Source organism: Maricaulis sp. W15, from assembly GCF_001924955.1.
In the GTDB taxonomy this organism is placed as follows: domain Bacteria; phylum Pseudomonadota; class Alphaproteobacteria; order Caulobacterales; family Maricaulaceae; genus Maricaulis; species Maricaulis maris.
In genome coordinates, this window is record NZ_LQXG01000002.1 from 62,995 (window position 1) to 79,963 (window position 16,969).

Here is a 16,969-nt window from a genome sequence, read left to right on the forward strand (position 1 = left end):
CCGTGTAACGACAAGATTACCATGACGCGTCGGACCTGAATCCTTCGTGAAACGAGCGCGCCTCTCTATGGGAGCCGACCATAACGGTCAAGCCGGGCACCTCGTTACAAATAAGAAAATACCCGCCCCTCGACCAGAAGGGCGGGTATTTTATTCACGATTTCAACGTCGTGTTACTGGCGACGCAGGCGGGCCTGGGCCGCTGCCAGGCGTGCAATCGGCACCCGGTATGGCGAACAGGACACATAATCGAGCCCGGTTTCTTCACAGAAATCTATCGAAAGCGGGTCGCCGCCATGCTCGCCGCAAATGCCCAGCTTGAGCGAATCACGTGTCGCACGGCCGCGTTCAGCGGCGATTCGCACCAGATCCCCGACGCCATCACGGTCGAGGGTGACGAAGGGATCTTTCTCGAAAATGCCGGCCTCGATGTACTCGCTGAGGAATTTGCCGGCATCATCGCGTGACAGGCCGAACGTGGTCTGGGTCAGATCATTGGTGCCAAAGGAGAAGAATTCGGCATCCTCGGCGATCTGGCCCGCCATCAGGGCGGCGCGCGGCAGTTCGATCATGGTGCCGATCAGGTATTTCGGCTTGCCACCGGTCTCCTCGGCCACCGCCTTGGCGACCCCGGCGACACGGGCCTTGAGAATGCGCAACTCGGCCGGCGCTGCGACCAGCGGAATCATCACTTCGGCGAGCGGCTGGAAGCCGGTCTCCTTCTCGACCGCCACCTGGGCTTCGAAAATCGCCCGCGCCTGCATCTCGTAGATTTCCGGATAGGTGATGCCCAGACGGCAACCACGATGGCCCAGCATCGGATTGCTCTCGGCCAAGTCACGCGCCCGCGCCATCAGCTGGTCGGCCGGCAGGCCGGTCGCCTTGGCAACATCGATCACGTCTTCCTCGGTGTGCGGCAGGAATTCGTGCAGCGGCGGGTCGAGCAGGCGGATCGTGCAGGGACGCTCGCCCATGATGCGGAAGATCTGGGCGAAGTCATCGCGCTGCATCGGCAGGATCTTGTCGAGCGCGGTCACACGGCCGTCCTGGTCGTTCGACAGGATCATCTCGCGCACGGCGGCGATCCGGTCGGCATCAAAGAACATGTGCTCGGTGCGGCACAGGCCGATGCCTTCGGCGCCGAACTCGACGGCCGTCTCGCAATCGGCCGGCGTTTCGGCATTGGTGCGGATCTTCATCCGGCGGGCCTTGTCGGCCCACACCATCAGCTTGCCGAAATCGCCGGTCAGCTCGGGCTTGATCATCTTGGCTTCGCCCATCAGGACCTGGCCCGACGCGCCGTCAATCGTCACCATCTCGCCATGCTTGACGATGCGGCGACCGACCGCGAACTGCTTGGCGGCATAGTCGATCTTGATCTGACCAGCCCCGGAGACGCAAGGCCGCCCCATGCCCCGCGCCACCACGGCAGCGTGCGAGGTCATGCCACCGCGCGCGGTGATGATGCCTTCAGCGGCGTGCATGCCGTGAATGTCTTCCGGTGACGTCTCGATGCGCACGAGAATGACCTTATGGCCGGCCTTCGACAATTCCTCCGCCTCGTCACTGTCGAACACCACCGTGCCCGACGCAGCACCCGGCGAGGCCGGCAGGCCGGAGGTGAGGACGTCACGCTCGGCATCGGGGTCGAGGGTCGGGTGGAGGAGCTGGTCGAGCTGGGCCGGATCGACCCGCATCACCGCCTCATCGGTCGAGATCAGGCCTTCGGTCGCCATGTCGACGGCGATCTTCAGCGCCGCCTTGGCGGTGCGCTTACCATTGCGGGTCTGCAACATCCACAGTCGGCCGCGTTCAACCGTGAACTCGATGTCCTGCATGTCGGTATAATGGCGTTCCAGCTTGTCGAAGACAGCGGCCAGCTCGGCATAGCTCTCCGGCATGGCCGTTTCCATGGACGGATTGTCGTCACCCATCTTCTCGCGCATCGCCTCGGTCAGGCATTGCGGCGTGCGGATGCCGGCCACGACGTCCTCGCCCTGGGCGTTGACCAGGTATTCGCCGTAATAACCGCTCTCGCCGGTCGAGGGGTCGCGCGTAAACGCCACACCGGTGGCCGAGGTCTCGCCCATATTGCCGAACACCATGGCCTGGACATTGACCGCCGTGCCCCAGCTGGCCGGAATGTCGTGCAGGCGGCGATAGGTTTTGGCGCGATCGGTCATCCACGAGCCGAACACGGCACCGATGGCGCCCCACAGCTGTTCGCGCGGATCGGCCGGGAAGTCACGGCCCAGCTCGCGCGCGGCGGCGGCCTTGTACTCGGCGACGATATTGACCCAGTCATCGGCGCTCAACTCGGTGTCGAGCGAATAGTCATTATCATCCTTGAAGCCGTCCAGAATGTCCTCGAACACGCTGTGATCAACACCCAGCACAACGTCGGAATACATCTGGATGAAGCGGCGATAGCTGTCATAGGCAAAGCGGCGATCACCGGAAAGTTCGGCCAGCCCTTCCGCCGTCTCGTCATTGAGACCGAGATTCAAGACCGTATCCATCATGCCCGGCATCGAGGCGCGGGCGCCCGAACGGACCGAGACCAGAAGCGGATTGGCCGGATCGCCAAACGCCTTGCCGACCGCCTTTTCCAGCTTGGTCAGGGCGGCCTCGACCTGCGCGTTCAGCGTGTCGGGATAGGCTTGATTGTTTTCGTAATACGCCGTGCAGACCTGGGTCGTCAGGGTGAAACCGGGCGGGACCGGCAGGCCCAGCTTGGCCATCTCGGCCAGATTGGCCCCCTTGCCACCCAGCAGCTCACGCATCCCGGCTTCGCCTTCGCTGTCGCCGCCGCCAAAGGCGTAAACCCATTTTGTATCTGCGCTCATGCTATCGAACTCCGGAAGTCAAAGTCTGGCCTGGTGCGGCGTCTATACATGCAAGCCCTCCCTCTCCCTTGGGAGAAGGTGCCTGAAAGGCGGATGAGGGGAAAATCCCGGTGGTAAACCATCCTGGCAATGGCGGTGTCTCCCCCCTCTCCCTCGATCCCTCTCCCCGGGGAGAGGGAGGGTGTGTCGGGACGATCATGCCTGCCATCGGATACATCCAGCCTAGCCTGAAATCTTGTCGAAATCGGCGACGGCGCGAATGGCCGTGCGAATGGCGGACAATAAGAGAAGACGATTGCGGCGCAAGCTGACCAATTCCGTGTTGACGGTCACATGCTCGAAAAATGCATCAATCGGTGCCCGCAATTGCGCCAAGGCTGTCATCGCGGCCGCGAAGTCTTCCTCTGCCAGCGCCTTTTCCGCTGCCGGACCGGCCGCAGCGAGGGCCGCGATCAGATCGCGCTCGGCCGATTCGGGCGCGTTTGCGAGATAGTCCGCGTCCGGCTCACCGGCCAGGTCATCCTCTGACTTGGCGAGAATGTTCGAGGCCCGCTTATTCCCCGCCAGCAGCGCCGCGCCATCCTCGGTATCGAGGAAGGCCTGCAGCGCGCGGGCCTTGTGGGTGACGCGAACGAGGTCGTCATCGCCGAGCGCGAAGACAGCGTCGATGACATCGTGGCGGATGCCCTCGTCGCGGAGATGGACTTTGAGGCGGTCGGCGAAGAAGGCGACCAATTCGTAGCGTATTGCGATGTCAATCGCCATTTGGTGCGCGTCGGGATTCGCATGTTTTGCGTCGTCGCGAAGTGATACCGGATACCATCCATGATCTCTGACCATGGTCTCGATAAGCTCGCCGATTCCGCTTTTTCCGTCATAGTAGGATGGGGTGGCGGTCAAATCGATGCTGTAGCTTCCCGCGAGCAAAATCCGGATCACCCCCAGCGCAGCCCGCCTTAACGCAAACGGGTCCTTCGACCCGGTCGGCTTTTCGTCGATCGCCCAGAAGCCAACCAGCGTATCCAGCTTGTCCGCCAGTGCGACAGCCGCCGAAACCGGCGCAGTCGGCACTTCATCCGAAGGCCCTTGCGGCTTGTAATGATCCTTGATCGCATCCGCGACAGCGGCATCCTCGCCCTGATCGAGCGCGTAATACCGCCCCATCGCGCCTTGCAGCTCGGGGAATTCATAAACCATTTCGGAGACGAGATCGGCCTTGGCCAGGCGGGCGGCCTTTTCGGCCAGGTCCGGATCGGCACCGACCACCGGTGCCAGTTCGCGAGCCAGGGCGGCGACGCGTTCGACCTTGTCGGCCACCGTGCCGAGCTTCTCGTGGAAGGTCACTTTCGACAGCTGTGCGGCCATGTCGGAGAGCGGCGTCTTGCGGTCATTGTCCCAGAAATGGCGGGCATCCGAGAGGCGCGCCGAGAGGACGCGGGCATTGCCGGCGGCGATCGCCTTTCCGCCATCGGGCGCGACCTGGTTGGCAATGGTGACGAATTTGGAAACCAGCTTGCCGGTCTTGGGATCGCGCACCGCGAAATATTTCTGGTGCGTCTTCATGGTCAGGGTGATGACTTCGGGCGGCAGATCGAGGAAATCCGGATCCATCTCGCCCAGCACCGGCACCGGCCATTCCACCAGGCCGGCGACCTCGGTCAGGAGACCGGCATCTTCGACCAGTTCAAACCCGGCGTCGCTGCACACCTTGCGAGCGCCATCGAGGATCAGCGTTTCGCGGGCGCCACGGTCCAGCAGGACATGCCCCTCGCCTTCCAGCACGGACTTGTAGCCGGCGAAGTTCGACACGGTGAACGGCCCGCGGCCCATGCGGCGATGGCCTTCGGTGATGTTGGACGCGACAAGGCCGAACACCTCGACCGGCACGACATCGCCATCAAACACGCACACCAGACGCTGGATCGGACGCACCCAGCGCTGGGCCGTCTCGCCCTCGCCGAACTTCATCGATTTGGGCCAGGGAAAGGGCTTCATCACCTCGGGGATCGCCTCGGCGATGACCTCGGTCGTGGCCCGGCCGGGCTTTTCAATCCGCGCGACCCAGAATTCGCCCTTCTTGTCCTCGCGCTTCTCGCACTGGTCGAGCGAGGCCACGCCCGCCCCGCGCAAAAAGCCTTCCACGGCCTTGTCCGGCGCGCCGACGCGCGGCCCCTTGCGCTCTTCGCTGACATCAGCGGTTTTGACCGGCAGGCCCTCAATCACCAGGCCCAGGCGGCGCGCACCGGCAAAGGTCTTCAACGATGTCCACACCAGACCCGCCGCCTTGAGCTTGTCGCCCAGAAGTTTTTCCAGATCGGTCTCGGCGCGCGGTTGCATGCGGGCCGGGATTTCCTCGCAGAAGATTTCAAACAGGAGTTCGGACATCGGGTCAGGCTTTCCGCTCAGGAGGCGTATTCTTGGTCGGCATAACGCTGCATCAGCGCGAAATAACCGTCATCGGGCGGACCTTCATAGATCAGCGCGCCTTCATGGAAGATCATCCAGTCCTGGGCCGATTTGACCCAGATATGACCGACCGGTTTCAGCTTGGCGCGGTCATCCAGCGTCCCGGCTTTCAGCGACAGGGCCGGACGCCCCGCCGTGTCGTTGGCGATACGCGTGCCGCAGTCGCCGCAGAAATAGCCGAGCTTTTTCGACTTGCTCTCGGTCGGGATTTCAAAGGCCGCAACCGCGCCCTTGAGATATTTGAACCCGTCACGCGGCACCAGCATGGACAGGCCGAAGGCCGAGGAGGATTGCTGCTGGCAGGTCGTGCAATGACAACAATACAGCGTCAGCGGATTCTCGCTGATCTCATACCGCACCGCGCCACACTGACAGCCACCGCGTAGGGGGAGTTTCATGACGAAGTCCTCATGCCGCTGGCCGGTAAACGCACATTGTCATCCCGGACGCAGGCCCGGCCCTGAGCCGGGCGAAGATCCGGGACCCAGATCCCCGGTGTGCGGCGCGCTGTAACGGACGACCACGCTGAACGCTTGCCAGACTGACGCCTATGGGTCCCGGCTCTGCGCCCCGCCTGCGCGGGGCATCCGGCCGGGATGACAAGTGATGAGGTGAGCGAGTTCATCACTCGGCCGCCTCCGCCAGCGCGCGCTCGCTCTTCACCCAGGCATCCGCACAGCCCTTGGCGAGTTCGCGGACGCGGGCGATCCAGCTGGCGCGTTCGGCGACGGAGATGGCGCCGCGGGCGTCGACCAGGTTGAAGAGATGGGAGGCTTTCAGGCAGAAATCATAGGCTGGCAGAGGCAGCGGCTTGTCGAGATTGAGCAGCGCCATGCACTGGTTTTCCGCGCCCTTGAACCATTCGATCAGCATATCGACATCGGCATGCTCGAAATTGAATTCGGAATACTGTTTTTCCGCTTCCAGGAAGACGTCGCCATAGGAAAGGCCGGCGCCGTTGAAGTCGAGATCATAGACATTCTCGACGCCCTGCACATACATCGCCAGGCGTTCCAGGCCATAGGTCAGCTCGCCCGAGACCAGCTCGACATCCTGTCCGCCGACCTGCTGGAAATAGGTGAACTGGCTGACTTCCATGCCGTCACACCAGACTTCCCAGCCCAGCCCCCAGGCGCCGACGGTGGGGTTCTCCCAATCGTCTTCCACGAAGCGGACATCATGCAGGTCGCGGTCAATGCCGATGGCATCCAGCGAGCCGAGATAGAGGTCCTGCAGATCAGCCGGGCACGGCTTCAGGAGGACCTGGAACTGGTAGTAATGCTGCAGGCGGTTCGGGTTCTCGCCATAGCGGCCATCGCCGGGACGCCGCGAAGGCTGGACGTAGGCCGCCCGCCAGGGACGCGGGCCGAGCGAGCGCAGTGTCGTCGCGGGATGCAGCGTTCCCGCCCCGACCTCGACATCATAGGGCTGCAGGATGGCGCAGCCCTTGCTCGCCCAATAGCTCTGCAAACGGAGGATCAGCTCCTGGAAGGAGGGCGCGTTTTCGGCCGCCATGGCTTTAATTCCCGCTGGATAAATCGAGATCAAGAAATCGCGCGGACACTAGGCAAGCCGGCCCGTGTAATCAAGCACGCGAGTCCTCGTCTTTGTGCGACGCAGCATCCTCGTCCGGCGTTTCGAAACGCGCCTCGACAGCCCGCCGCGCGGCCTCGGCCGCATTGTCACGCTGCTTGCGCCCGCGTGCACCGAGCACCACAAGCAGGACGAAGGCGAGAACGACGAGGATGATCGTTATGGTCATGGCTGCGATCTCACAAAATCAATCCGGCGCCCCCTTCATACCGTCATCCTGACGAAAGTCAGGACCCAGCCTGGCACCGCCTGACCGGTTTTCGCCCGAAATCCTCTATCCAGGCGCGACAGCCCGGACTGGATCCCGGCTTTCGTCGGGATGACATTGGCTAAACGACAGGCGCTCGGATCACCCCATCGCCAGCACCGCCTGCCCGCGCAGGATCGCCTCGGCTTCAGGCGAATGCCGCTCGCCTTCGTGCAGGATCAACGGCGCAAGCAGGACCAGCGGCGCCTTGCCGCCAATCGTCGCCTGCACGATGACCCGCTTGGCCGGTTCACCGCTGCGCGGATGGATCGGCTTGATCACCACCGAGCCGAAGGAGCGGTCGAGCGCGGTCAGGATGTCGGCGAGCCGGTCGGCGCGGTGGATCAGGGTGAGCTTGCCCTTGGCCTTCAGCGCCCGGGCAGCACAGCGCACCCAGTCGGCAAAGGGCACATCACCGGTCAGCCAGGCGGCGCGCTTTTCATCCTTGGGCGCCCGCAGGGCGTTGGGGTCGTCGAAGAAGGGCGGATTGAAGAAAACCTGGTCGACCTTCAGCGAGGTGCCCAGCTGCATGATGTCGGCATTCTGGGTGCGCACCCGGGCGCCCATGCCATTGCTCGCCGCATTCTCCGCCGCCAGCTTGGCCGCTTCGGGGTCGCGTTCAACGCCGACGAAACTGGCCCCCTTCAGACGCCAGGCAGCGCACATCAGGGCAGCCCCGGCTCCGCAACCGAACTCGGCCAGGGTCTCGCCCTCGCCGGCATCCAGCGCAGCGGCGAGCAGACCGGCATCCATGCCGGCACGATAGCCGTCCTTGCCCTGGCGCAAGACAACATGACCATCGAGCAAGCGGTCCAGCGTCGTGGTCACGCCTTGTCCTCCTGCAGCTCCGCCAGGATGGTTGCCGCCTCGGCCGCGTCCTCATCGATCACCATGATACGTGTCCTGATGACCGGAAGCCCGCCGCCATACATCGACGACATGCCCTGATCGAGCACGATGGGTTCGATGTCGGCATCGCGCAGCAGTGACTGGGCGTAGGAGAGTTTGACCGGATCATTGGTCCGCAGAACTTCTTTCACGTGATGCCGCCTCCGGGCTGTTGGGCCAGGGCGAGCCGCCCTCACTGACCTGTGCTGTTTCGTCACCGCCCCTTGTGCTTGCCGGGCGGTCCCGCGATTTCTATTGTCCAGAGCAATCGAGCCTGCATCAAGAGGACAGCTGGCGTGGACAGCATGGTGAATGTCAAAGCGGCAGCGACGGCCAAGCAGGCCGACATCCCCAATGCCGCCGAAGCGCTGGCAGCGCTGGCCTATGATGACATGCGCCGGGTCGATGCCTTGATCCTGGAACGCCTCGACAGCCATGTCGACCTGATTCCCGAACTCGCCCGTTACCTGATCGAGGCCGGCGGCAAGCGCGTCCGCCCGATGATCACCGTCGCGGCCGCCAACATGATCGGCCATTCTGACATTGCGCCGCTGAAACTCGCGGCCGCTGTCGAATTCATCCACACCGCGACCCTGTTGCATGACGACGTCGTCGATGAGAGCGGCATGCGGCGCGGCAAGGTCGCGGCCAATCTGGTCTGGGGCAATGCCTCCTCGGTCCTGGTCGGCGATTTCCTGTTCGCGCGCTCCTTCTCCCTGATGGTCGAAGCGGGATCGATGCGGGCGCTGGGCGTGCTCTCTGCGGCCGCCTCGACGATCGCCGAGGGCGAGGTCCGACAGCTGTCCTCGGTCAAGGATATCGGCGTGTCGGTGGACACTTACATGCAGATCATCGACGCCAAGACGGCCGCCCTGTTTGCCGCCGCGGCGCAGGTTTCGGGCATTGTTGCCGGTCGCTCGGCAGACGAGGAAGCGGCGCTGGAGACCTATGGCCGCGAGCTCGGCCTGGCCTTCCAGCTGGTCGATGATGCGCTGGATTATGGTGGCGCGTCGGCCAAGCTCGGCAAATCGACCGGCGATGATTTCCGCGAAGGCAAGGTGACCCTGCCGGTTGCCCTCGCAATCGCGGCATCATCTGGAAAAGAAACAGATTTCTGGACCCGGGTCATTGCCGGTGGCGAGCAGGTCGACGGGGATTTCGACCAGGCGGTGCGGCTGATCAAGGCACATGGCGCCTTGGACGCCACCGTCAACCAGGCCCGCGCCCATGCCCGGCGGGCCCGCGAGGCGCTGGCGGTCTTCCCCGCCAATAAATGGCGCAACGCCTTGGAAGACCTCGCCGATTTCGTGGTCGAACGGGCCTATTGATCAACCGGCATCACTGACGGGTTTCAACCCCGGCTGCGCGCGCCAGGCGCCGCCAGCGCTGATGCAGGACGGCAAAGACCAGCACGGCGACAAGCAGCACAAAAGGTGCAGCGATCGGCGGCAGGCCGGCAGCCAGCAGCGCCAGGGCGCCGCAGACCAGGCTCATCGCCCCCCAGATCACGGCCACCTTGCGATGGCTCGCCCCCATGGCAATCAGCAACTGATAGGCATGTGAGCGGTGCGCGACGAAGGGCGAGGCGCCAGCCTTGACCCGCGCCGCCATCGTCAACAGGACATCACCGAGCAGAGGCAGGACAAGTAGCGGCACCAACCAGACGGATGTCGCGGGGCCATTGGAGGCCCACATCAGGGCCAGCCCGGCCAGGATCACCGCGGCGCCAAGCGAGCCGACATCGCCGCTGAACAGCTTGCCGCGCGCGGCCATCAGCGGCGCATTCCACACCGCAAAGCCGGCCAGTGCGGCCGCCAGGGCAAGCGCCGCCAGCCCGGTCGCGCCCGGGGCCAGCCAGGCCAGCGTCAGCGCGGCCGGGATCAGCGCGGCTGTCATCAACCCGTCTGACCCGTCCATGAAATTGACGGTATTGGCGAGGGTGAAGACGAACAGCGCCGAGCCCAGCCAGCCGACCAGCCAGGGCAAGGCAAGGCCCAGCTCGGTGACCGGTCCGGCCATGCCGGCCAGCGCCAGGCTGATCAGGGCCAGACAGACGAATTTCAATCGCTCCGACAGGGTCACCAAGTCATCAAGGAAGCCCAGCCCTGCCGCCAGCACGGTGCACAACGCCAGCCCGGTCAGGGCCGCGAGATCGTGCGGCGCCGCGACCGGGATAAAGAAGAGCGCCACCAGAAAACCGAGAACAATGCCCAGCCCGCCGCCGCGCGGCGTCGGATTGACGTGATTGGAGCGGGCATTGGGGTGGTCGAGAATGCCAAGGCGCAGCACAAGGCCGGCCGTTGCCAGCGAGACCAGGAAGGCAAGCGCAAGCGGCAATAGCGCGCCGCTCATCGCGCGCCGCCCTCCAGACGCACGGCGATGGCGAAACCGTCATAGTCCGCAGCGATCGCCTCGGCCGCCGCGCGGTCCTGGCAGAGCGCGTAGCAGCTGGCTCCCGAGCCGGACATGCGCGCCAGCGCCACGCCGTCGCGCCCACGCAGCCAGTCGAGCGCCGCCGCGATCGCGGTGTGACGTGCCATGGCAGGGGCTTCCAGATCATTGCGCTCGCCGCGCAGCCAGTCGAGCCGGTTATCGCCCATCGGCCAGCTATCGGCCAGCGGGGCCGGGTCGGCAGCGTCAAAGGCCTTGAAAATCGGCCCGGTCGGGACACGGACGCCGGGATTGAGGATCACAGCGTCAAAGGCATCGAAGCCTGGCAGGATATCGATCCATTCACCGATCCCGCGCATGCGCAGCGGGCGCGAGTAGAGACAGGCCGGCACGTCAGCGCCCAGTGCCAGGCCGATCTCGGCCAGCCGGTCGAGTGGCCAGTTCAACCCCCAGAGCCTGTTCAGGGCCCGCAGCGTCGCTGCCGCATCGGCGGAACCACCACCCAGCCCGGCCTCGACCGGGATCTGCTTGTGGAGCCGGATCATGGCGCCGTCCGTGACGCCGCTTTCAGCCTGCAGCGCCCGGGCCGCCTTTAGCACGAGATTGGAACCGTCGGGTGCCAGGGCGCGCGACGCTTCACCCGACATGGTCAGCAAGAGGCCCGGTGCCGGGCGCACCTCGATCCGATCACCCCAGTCGGCGAAGACGACGAGACTGTCGAGCGGATGATAGCCATCAGCCCGGGCCGGGCCGACCCGCAAGGTCAAATTGACCTTGGCGGCGGCGAGTTCGGTGACGGGCGTGTCGCTCACGGTTCGCCGCCCTCATCATCGGCGCGCGTCGTGTCGGCCGCCAGATGCTGTTCCTCACCCGGCGGATGACCGTGTTCGAGACGGTATTCCAGCCCGTCTCGCTGCTCCGGGCGCGGATCGAGATCCAGGGCACGGCGCCACTGGAATCCGGCCTCCAGCTCACGACCAACCTGCCAATAGGCATCACCCAGATGATAGTTCGCGGTCGCGCTGCCCGGTTCGAGCTCGGCCGCCCGCTCCAGGGCTTCAACAGCGGCCTCGTAGTGCCCGAGCCGGTAATGCGCCCAGCCGAGACTGTCGATCACATTGCCGTTTTCCGGGGTAAGCTCCGAGGCCTGCAGGATCATTTCGAACGCTTCCTCGACGCGCTCACCACGATCAATCCAGAAATAGCCGAGATCATTGAGCAGCGTGCTCTCGCGCGGCGCCAGTTCGAGGGCCGCCAGGTAATGCGCTTCCGCCGCCGGCCAATTGTCGGCGTCATAGTGACAGGCGGCGGCAAAATAATGATAGCGCCAATCCCCCGATGCATCGGCGGCGGCGAGTTCCGCGATCACCTGTTCATACAGCCCGACAGCTTCAGGGCAGCGGTCCTGCACCCGCAAGAGATTGGCCAGCAGGGCGCGCGCCTCGCGGGCGCCTGTCTCGGCCAAGAGACGCTCGGCCAGAACCGTGGCTTCTGCCGCCCGGTCGGTCTGCACCAGCAACCAGCTCCGCTCGATATCGGCGACAAAGCGATACGGCCCATCGGCGACAGCGGCGTATTCAGCCAGCGCAGCGTCCGGCAAGCTGATGCGCTCCAAGACTCCCGCCAGGCTCATCCGGGTCGGGGCGTAGGCCGGGTCGAGCCGCTGGACCAGTCGCAGATAGATGACCGAAAGGTCCATATCGGCCTGCTCGGCGAGATCGAAGGCCGGGCCGAACAGGGCTCGCGACGCCATTTGCGGCACCGGCAGGCGGCGGGCCGGACGGTTGCCGGCCTCAAGCCGACCTATCGCTGCATTGACAAACGGGTCCGCCGGATTGGCCTCGAGATAGGTCTGATAGAGGGTGCCGGCCTCCTCGGCACGGCCTTCGCGCTCGAGGAAATTGCCGTACATTTCCGTGGCAAGCCGCGGGAAGACGGCCGAATAGACTGCGGTGCGATAGGCATTGTCCGCCGCCGCCGTCTCTCCCGCCACATCCGCCAGCATCGCCTTGTGCAGCCACAGGTGCGAGGACAGGAAGCCCGGCGACACCGTGGCATTGGCAGCGTCCATCGCGGCCAGCGCCTGGCCGTCTCCCATCAGTGCCCATTGCAGCAGGAGGTCACGCATCAAGGCGTTGAACGGGCCATAGTCCGGCGCGGCTTCCAGGCTGGTGATGGCAGCGCGATAATCGCGTCCGGCGATCTGGTCAGCAGCAACATAGAGCGTGGCCAGGCGGCTGGGATCGCCCGCTGCAACAGTGGTGCGCGCCAGTTCGGCGGCGAGTTGATTGTCCCCCGCCAGCAATGTCGTGATGAAAGCCCGGTCGGCCAGGGTGGCATTGCCCGGCGCCTGATCCAAGGCCCGGGCATAACCGGCGGCCGCGCCGGCAACATCGCGGTTCACGCCGGCATAGCGGGCCGCGAGGAAGGCGCCATAAACTGTCGTCCCCTCATCGACCGGGTCGGTCGAGGTGGCGCAGGATGACAGGACCATTGCGGCGGCAACAAGCGGGAGGATGCGGACAGGAAAACTCATGCCCGCATGCTCGCTCTGCTGGCCTTCCGGCGCAAGGGCCGGAGGCGGTTGGGCCTACATGTTTGCGTACATCGGACCGCCGCCGCCTTCCGGCGTCGTCCAGTTGATGTTCTGGTTCGGGTCCTTGATATCGCAGGTCTTGCAGTGAACGCAGTTCTGGGCGTTGATCTGGAAGCGCTTGTCACCAGAGGTCTCGTCCTCGACCCACTCATAAACCCCGGCCGGGCAATAGCGGGTCGACGGACCGGCGAACTCACCCAGTTCAGAGAGTTTTTGCAACTCGGCATCGGAGAGTTTGAGGTGGATCGGCTGATCCTCCTCGTGATTGGTGTTGGAGATGAAGACCGAGGACAGGCGGTCAAAGGTCAAAACGCCATCCGGCTTGGGATAATTGATCGGTTTGTGCTTGGACGCCGGCTCCAGACTCTCCGCGTCGGTCTTGCCGTGCCCCATCGTGCCAAACGGCGACCAACCGCCGAAAATCGTGGTGCACCACATGTCGACCCCGCCCAGGGCAACGCCCCAGAAGGTGCCGAATTTGGACCAGAGCGGTTTGGCATTGCGCACACGCTTGAGGTCCTTGGCGACCCAGGATGTCTCGTAAGCAGTCTGGTAGTCCGACAATTCGTCATGCTGACGACCATCAGCGATGGCGGCGAACACGCTTTCAGCGGCCAGCATGCCGGTCTTCATGGCGTTGTGGCTGCCTTTGATCCGCGGCACATTCACGAAGCCGGCTGAACAGCCGATCAGGCCACCGCCCGGGAAGGCCAGCTTGGGCACCGACTGATAGCCGCCCTCGGTGATGGCGCGGGCGCCGTAGGAAATCCGCTCGCCACCCTCAAACACCGCCTCCATGACCGGGTGGGTTTTCAGGCGCTGGAATTCCTCGAAGGGCGACAAGTAGGGGTTCTTGTAGTTGAGGTGGACGACATAACCGACCGAGACCAGATTATCGCCGAAATGGTACATGAAGGAGCCGCCACCAGTCTGGCCGTCGAGCGGCCACCCCATGGTGTGCTTGACCATGCCCGGCTTGTGGTTCTCCGGCTTCACGCGCCATAATTCCTTGATGCCGATACCGAATTTCTGCGGCTCCCTGCCTTCGGACAGGTTGAAGCGGCTGATCAGCTTCTTGGCCAGCGAACCGCGCACGCCCTCGCCGATCAGCGTGTATTTGCCGCGCAGCTCCATGCCGGGCTGGTAGCCGTCCTTGTGGCCGCCATCGCGGGCAAGGCCGAAATCACCGGTGATCACACCCTTGATGGCGCCATCTTCCTCGATCAGCTCGGCAGCCGGGAAACCGGGATAGATCTCGACCCCCAGCGCCTCGGCCTGCTCGGCCAACCAGCGGCAGACATTCGCCAGCGACACGATGTAGCAGCCATGATTGCTCATCAGCGGCGGGAAGAAAAGCGTCGGCAGGCTGATCGACCCGGCGGCGCCGAGCACTTCGAAGATGTCAGTCTTGACCTCGTCCTCGAGCGGCGCGCCCCGCTCTTTCCAGTCCGGGAAAAGCTCGTTGAGGGCTTTGGGATCGACCACGGCGCCGGACAGGATATGGGCACCGACCTCGGCGCCTTTTTCCAGCAGCGCGATGGAAATCTCCGATCCGGCCTCGGCAGCCATCTGTTTCAGGCGGATCGCGGCAGACAGGCCAGCCGGGCCACCGCCAACGATGATGACGTCATATTCCATGGATTCGCGTTCGATTGCGGCGTCGGTCATCTCGTTGGCACCCTTCCCGTTTCGTGGTCGCTGTCTGTTTAATGCGGTGTTCGGCTTGCAGGTCTTCGGTCATACCCTAGGATCGAACACCCATCTAGCGCGTCCCGCCGTCGGGATCAAAGCTATTACGTTAACGTGCACGTCAATCATGACCGATACCGGCCCCACACTGACCGCCCATGACGAGAAGGCGCTGAAGGCTCTCATCGCCTGGTGGGAGGATGCCGGCATCGAGATGGACGAGCCTGTCATCACGCCGCGGCCCGCAGCGGCGGGAGCGCCGTCGACCAGCCCGGAACCGCGCCGGGAATCCCGTCGGGTACCGCCTGCCGAGCCGGTCCGGGCGGCAACGCCACAAGCCGCCCGTGCCGCCGGTTTCGGCGACGCCGTGGCGACCGGACCAAGCGCACAGACGCTGGCAGGCGACGCCACCACGCTGGACGCCCTGCGATCCGCCATTGATGCGTTTGAGGGATGCGCCCTGAAACGCACCGCCCGCAACACCGTGTTCGCGCGTGGTGACCGCAGCGCCCGGCTGATGGTGGTCGGCGAAGCCCCCGGCCGTGAGGAAGATGATCGCGGCGAACCCTTCCTCGGTCCGACCGGGCGATTGATCGACCGCATGCTGGCCGCCATCGGGGTCGAGCCGGACCAGGCCTATCTCACCCACGTCCTGAATTGGCGGCCGCCGGGCAATCGGGCGCCAACCCAGGAGGAGGTCACCCTCTGCCTGCCCTTCATCGAACGCCATATCGCGTTGAAGAAGCCGGACGTCCTGTTGCTTGCCGGCGGCCTCGGAGCGCAGGCCCTGCTGCGCAGCGACACAGCCATCACACGGCTGCGCGGCCGCTGGGTGGACTATGCGTTGCGGGATGCTGCAGGTCAGCCGACCGGAACGACCATACCGGCGCTGCCAATCTTTCCGCCGAGCTATCTGATCGCCCGTCCAAGCGAAAAGCGGCTGGCCTGGCAGGACTTGCAGACACTCGCCGAACGGTTGGCCGGACACCGCTGAGCCAGGCCGGGCCGTCATCCCCAGGACAATATCGGCACCGCCCGGATGATCGCCACCTCAATCCGGGTCACCGATGTCGGTCTGAAATTTGTTCTTGATTTGTTCCATTTTTGAGTCATGATGCGGACATGACCGAGCGCCCTGGTGGCTACGCCCTTAATGCCCCTCAGGAGGCCTCCCTGCTCCACCGCCCCGGAGCGAGAGGTCGGGGCGCTCGGTCAAACATTACGGGCCGCTATGAAAGCGAGACCCGGGAAGCCTTCGACGATGGCTGGACCGAAGCGGACGGCCAAGCGCCCAAGCTCGGCATGACAGTGCTGAGGGATGCGTCGAAGTCCATCATCTCGACCAATAAATCGCCGGACATATCCTTCGACCAGTCGATCAATCCCTATCGTGGCTGCGAACATGGCTGCATCTATTGCTATGCCCGGCCCAGTCACGCCTATTGGGGCTATTCGCCCGGCCTCGACTTCGAAAGCGTGATTTTCGCCAAGCCCGACGGGCCGAAGCTGCTCGAAGCCCATTTCAACAAGCCCGGCTATCAACCCAAACCGATCATGATCGGCGCCAATACCGATGCCTGGCAGCCGTTGGAGCGCGAGCGTCAGCATACCCGCGACATCCTGAAAATCTGCGCCCGCTACAAGCATCCGATCAGCGTCATCACCAAATCGGCGCTGATCCGGCGCGATCTCGACATATTGGGACCGATGGCGGCCGACGGGCTGGTCAAGGCGGCGATTTCCATCACCACGCTCGACCGTCGCCTGACACGCGACATGGAGCCCCGGGCGGCGGCGCCGCACCGGCGCCTGGAAACCATCTCGGCCCTCAAGGCCGCTGGCATCCCGGTCACCGTGATGATGGCGCCGATCATCCCTGCCCTCACCGATCACGAGATCGAACCGCTGCTGCAGGCGGCCGCGGAGGCCGGCGCCGACAATGCCGCCTATGTCCTGCTCAGACTGCCGCTGGAGATCCGCGACCTGTTCCGCGAATGGCTGGCGGACAAACGCCCCGACTCTGCCGGCCGGGTCATGTCACTGATCCGGCAGATGCGCGGCGGCAAGGATTATGATGCAGCGTGGGCGACACGGGGTCGCGGCACCGGCCCCTACGCCCAGCTGATTGCCAGTCGCTTCCGCAGTGCCATCAAGCGTTTCAAGCTGGACGCACCGCGGACTGCCCTGGACATGAACCGCTTCGAACGCCCGCTCGGTTCGGCTGAACAGCCCGGACTGTTTGATGAAAAATGA

Annotated in this window: 14 protein-coding genes; 3 read left to right on the forward strand and 11 right to left on the reverse strand. The window is 64.4% G+C overall.

The window, feature by feature from the left end; all coding sequences use genetic code 11:
- Positions 1–173: 173 nt before the first annotated feature.
- The 7 genes from ppdK to AWH62_RS03200 all read right to left on the reverse strand — a co-directional run bounded on the left by ppdK (position 174) and on the right by AWH62_RS03200 (position 8,192).
- Positions 174–2,846 carry a pyruvate, phosphate dikinase gene (ppdK, locus tag AWH62_RS03175; RefSeq protein ID WP_075189035.1) on the reverse strand — a complete coding sequence of 891 codons (2,673 nt, stop codon included), beginning with the start codon at positions 2,844–2,846 and terminating at the stop codon, positions 174–176.
- Between the two features lie 222 nt (positions 2,847–3,068).
- The gene (gene glyS / locus AWH62_RS03180; protein WP_075189036.1) at positions 3,069–5,231 is read right to left on the reverse strand and encodes a glycine--tRNA ligase subunit beta; all 2,163 of its coding nucleotides are present in this window, start codon (positions 5,229–5,231) and stop codon (positions 3,069–3,071) included.
- Between the two features lie 17 nt (positions 5,232–5,248).
- Entirely contained in the window at positions 5,249–5,710 is a 462-nt protein-coding gene (locus AWH62_RS03185) for a GFA family protein (protein ID WP_075189037.1), read from the reverse strand.
- Positions 5,711–5,936: 226 nt separating this feature from the next.
- Entirely contained in the window at positions 5,937–6,827 is an 891-nt protein-coding gene (locus AWH62_RS03190; RefSeq protein ID WP_075189038.1) for a glycine--tRNA ligase subunit alpha, read from the reverse strand.
- A gap of 70 nt (positions 6,828–6,897) precedes the next feature.
- Positions 6,898–7,074: a hypothetical protein gene (locus AWH62_RS16955; protein WP_158025546.1), complete on the reverse strand. Its 177-nt coding sequence runs from the start codon at positions 7,072–7,074 to the stop codon at positions 6,898–6,900.
- A 180-nt stretch (positions 7,075–7,254) separates the two neighbouring features.
- Positions 7,255–7,980, reverse strand: coding sequence for a tRNA1(Val) (adenine(37)-N6)-methyltransferase (locus AWH62_RS03195; RefSeq protein ID WP_075189039.1), 726 nt, complete (start codon positions 7,978–7,980; stop codon positions 7,255–7,257).
- Positions 7,977–8,192, reverse strand: a complete 216-nt coding sequence (locus AWH62_RS03200) for a DUF2007 domain-containing protein (RefSeq protein ID WP_075189040.1) — start codon at positions 8,190–8,192, stop codon at positions 7,977–7,979. Before AWH62_RS03200 ends, AWH62_RS03195 begins: the two co-directional genes overlap by 4 nt.
- Before the next feature lie 153 nt (positions 8,193–8,345).
- Here AWH62_RS03200 and AWH62_RS03205 point away from each other — a divergent pair, with 153 nt between their 5' ends.
- Positions 8,346–9,368, forward strand: a complete 1,023-nt coding sequence (locus tag AWH62_RS03205) for a polyprenyl synthetase family protein (protein WP_075189112.1) — start codon at positions 8,346–8,348, stop codon at positions 9,366–9,368.
- A 10-nt stretch (positions 9,369–9,378) separates the two neighbouring features.
- On the opposite strand, the gene AWH62_RS03210 is transcribed toward AWH62_RS03205, so the two are convergent.
- Genes AWH62_RS03210 through AWH62_RS03225 form a run of 4 tightly spaced genes read right to left on the reverse strand, consistent with a single transcriptional unit; the run spans position 9,379 to position 14,695 of the window.
- Complete coding sequence (locus AWH62_RS03210; protein WP_075189041.1) at positions 9,379–10,392, reverse strand: hypothetical protein; 1,014 nt, start codon at positions 10,390–10,392, stop codon at positions 9,379–9,381.
- Entirely contained in the window at positions 10,389–11,243 is an 855-nt protein-coding gene (locus tag AWH62_RS03215) for a 4-(cytidine 5'-diphospho)-2-C-methyl-D-erythritol kinase (protein ID WP_075189042.1), read from the reverse strand. The genes AWH62_RS03210 and AWH62_RS03215 overlap by 4 nt, the downstream gene beginning before the upstream one ends.
- A complete protein-coding gene (locus AWH62_RS03220) occupies positions 11,240–12,967 on the reverse strand; it encodes a tetratricopeptide repeat protein (RefSeq protein ID WP_083634964.1) in 1,728 nt (575 codons plus the stop codon). Before AWH62_RS03220 ends, AWH62_RS03215 begins: the two co-directional genes overlap by 4 nt.
- Positions 12,968–13,021: 54 nt before the next feature.
- The gene (locus tag AWH62_RS03225; RefSeq protein ID WP_075189044.1) at positions 13,022–14,695 is read right to left on the reverse strand and encodes an electron transfer flavoprotein-ubiquinone oxidoreductase; all 1,674 of its coding nucleotides are present in this window, start codon (positions 14,693–14,695) and stop codon (positions 13,022–13,024) included.
- Between the two features lie 148 nt (positions 14,696–14,843).
- Here AWH62_RS03225 and AWH62_RS03230 point away from each other — a divergent pair, with 148 nt between their 5' ends.
- Together AWH62_RS03230 and AWH62_RS03235 are read left to right on the forward strand one after the other, a co-directional pair.
- Positions 14,844–15,710, forward strand: a complete 867-nt coding sequence (locus AWH62_RS03230) for a uracil-DNA glycosylase family protein (protein ID WP_075189045.1) — start codon at positions 14,844–14,846, stop codon at positions 15,708–15,710.
- Positions 15,711–15,838: 128 nt separating this feature from the next.
- Positions 15,839–16,969, forward strand: coding sequence for a PA0069 family radical SAM protein (locus tag AWH62_RS03235; protein ID WP_075189046.1), 1,131 nt, complete (start codon positions 15,839–15,841; stop codon positions 16,967–16,969).

Excerpts from the sequence above, each read along its gene's own strand:
- ppdK (WP_075189035.1), bottom strand. The coding sequence starts at position 2,846 with ATGAGCGCAGATACAAAATGGGTTTACGCCTTTGGCGGCGGCGACAGC.
- glyS (WP_075189036.1), bottom strand. The coding sequence starts at position 5,231 with ATGTCCGAACTCCTGTTTGAAATCTTCTGCGAGGAAATCCCGGCCCGC.
- AWH62_RS03185 (WP_075189037.1), bottom strand. The coding sequence starts at position 5,710 with ATGAAACTCCCCCTACGCGGTGGCTGTCAGTGTGGCGCGGTGCGGTAT.
- AWH62_RS03190 (WP_075189038.1), bottom strand. The coding sequence starts at position 6,827 with ATGGCGGCCGAAAACGCGCCCTCCTTCCAGGAGCTGATCCTCCGTTTG.
- AWH62_RS16955 (WP_158025546.1), bottom strand. The coding sequence starts at position 7,074 with ATGACCATAACGATCATCCTCGTCGTTCTCGCCTTCGTCCTGCTTGTG.
- AWH62_RS03205 (WP_075189112.1), top strand. The coding sequence starts at position 8,346 with ATGGTGAATGTCAAAGCGGCAGCGACGGCCAAGCAGGCCGACATCCCC.
- AWH62_RS03210 (WP_075189041.1), bottom strand. The coding sequence starts at position 10,392 with ATGAGCGGCGCGCTATTGCCGCTTGCGCTTGCCTTCCTGGTCTCGCTG.
- AWH62_RS03220 (WP_083634964.1), bottom strand. The coding sequence starts at position 12,967 with ATGAGTTTTCCTGTCCGCATCCTCCCGCTTGTTGCCGCCGCAATGGTC.
- AWH62_RS03225 (WP_075189044.1), bottom strand. The coding sequence starts at position 14,695 with ATGACCGACGCCGCAATCGAACGCGAATCCATGGAATATGACGTCATC.
- AWH62_RS03230 (WP_075189045.1), top strand. The coding sequence starts at position 14,844 with ATGACCGATACCGGCCCCACACTGACCGCCCATGACGAGAAGGCGCTG.
- AWH62_RS03235 (WP_075189046.1), top strand. The coding sequence starts at position 15,839 with ATGACCGAGCGCCCTGGTGGCTACGCCCTTAATGCCCCTCAGGAGGCC.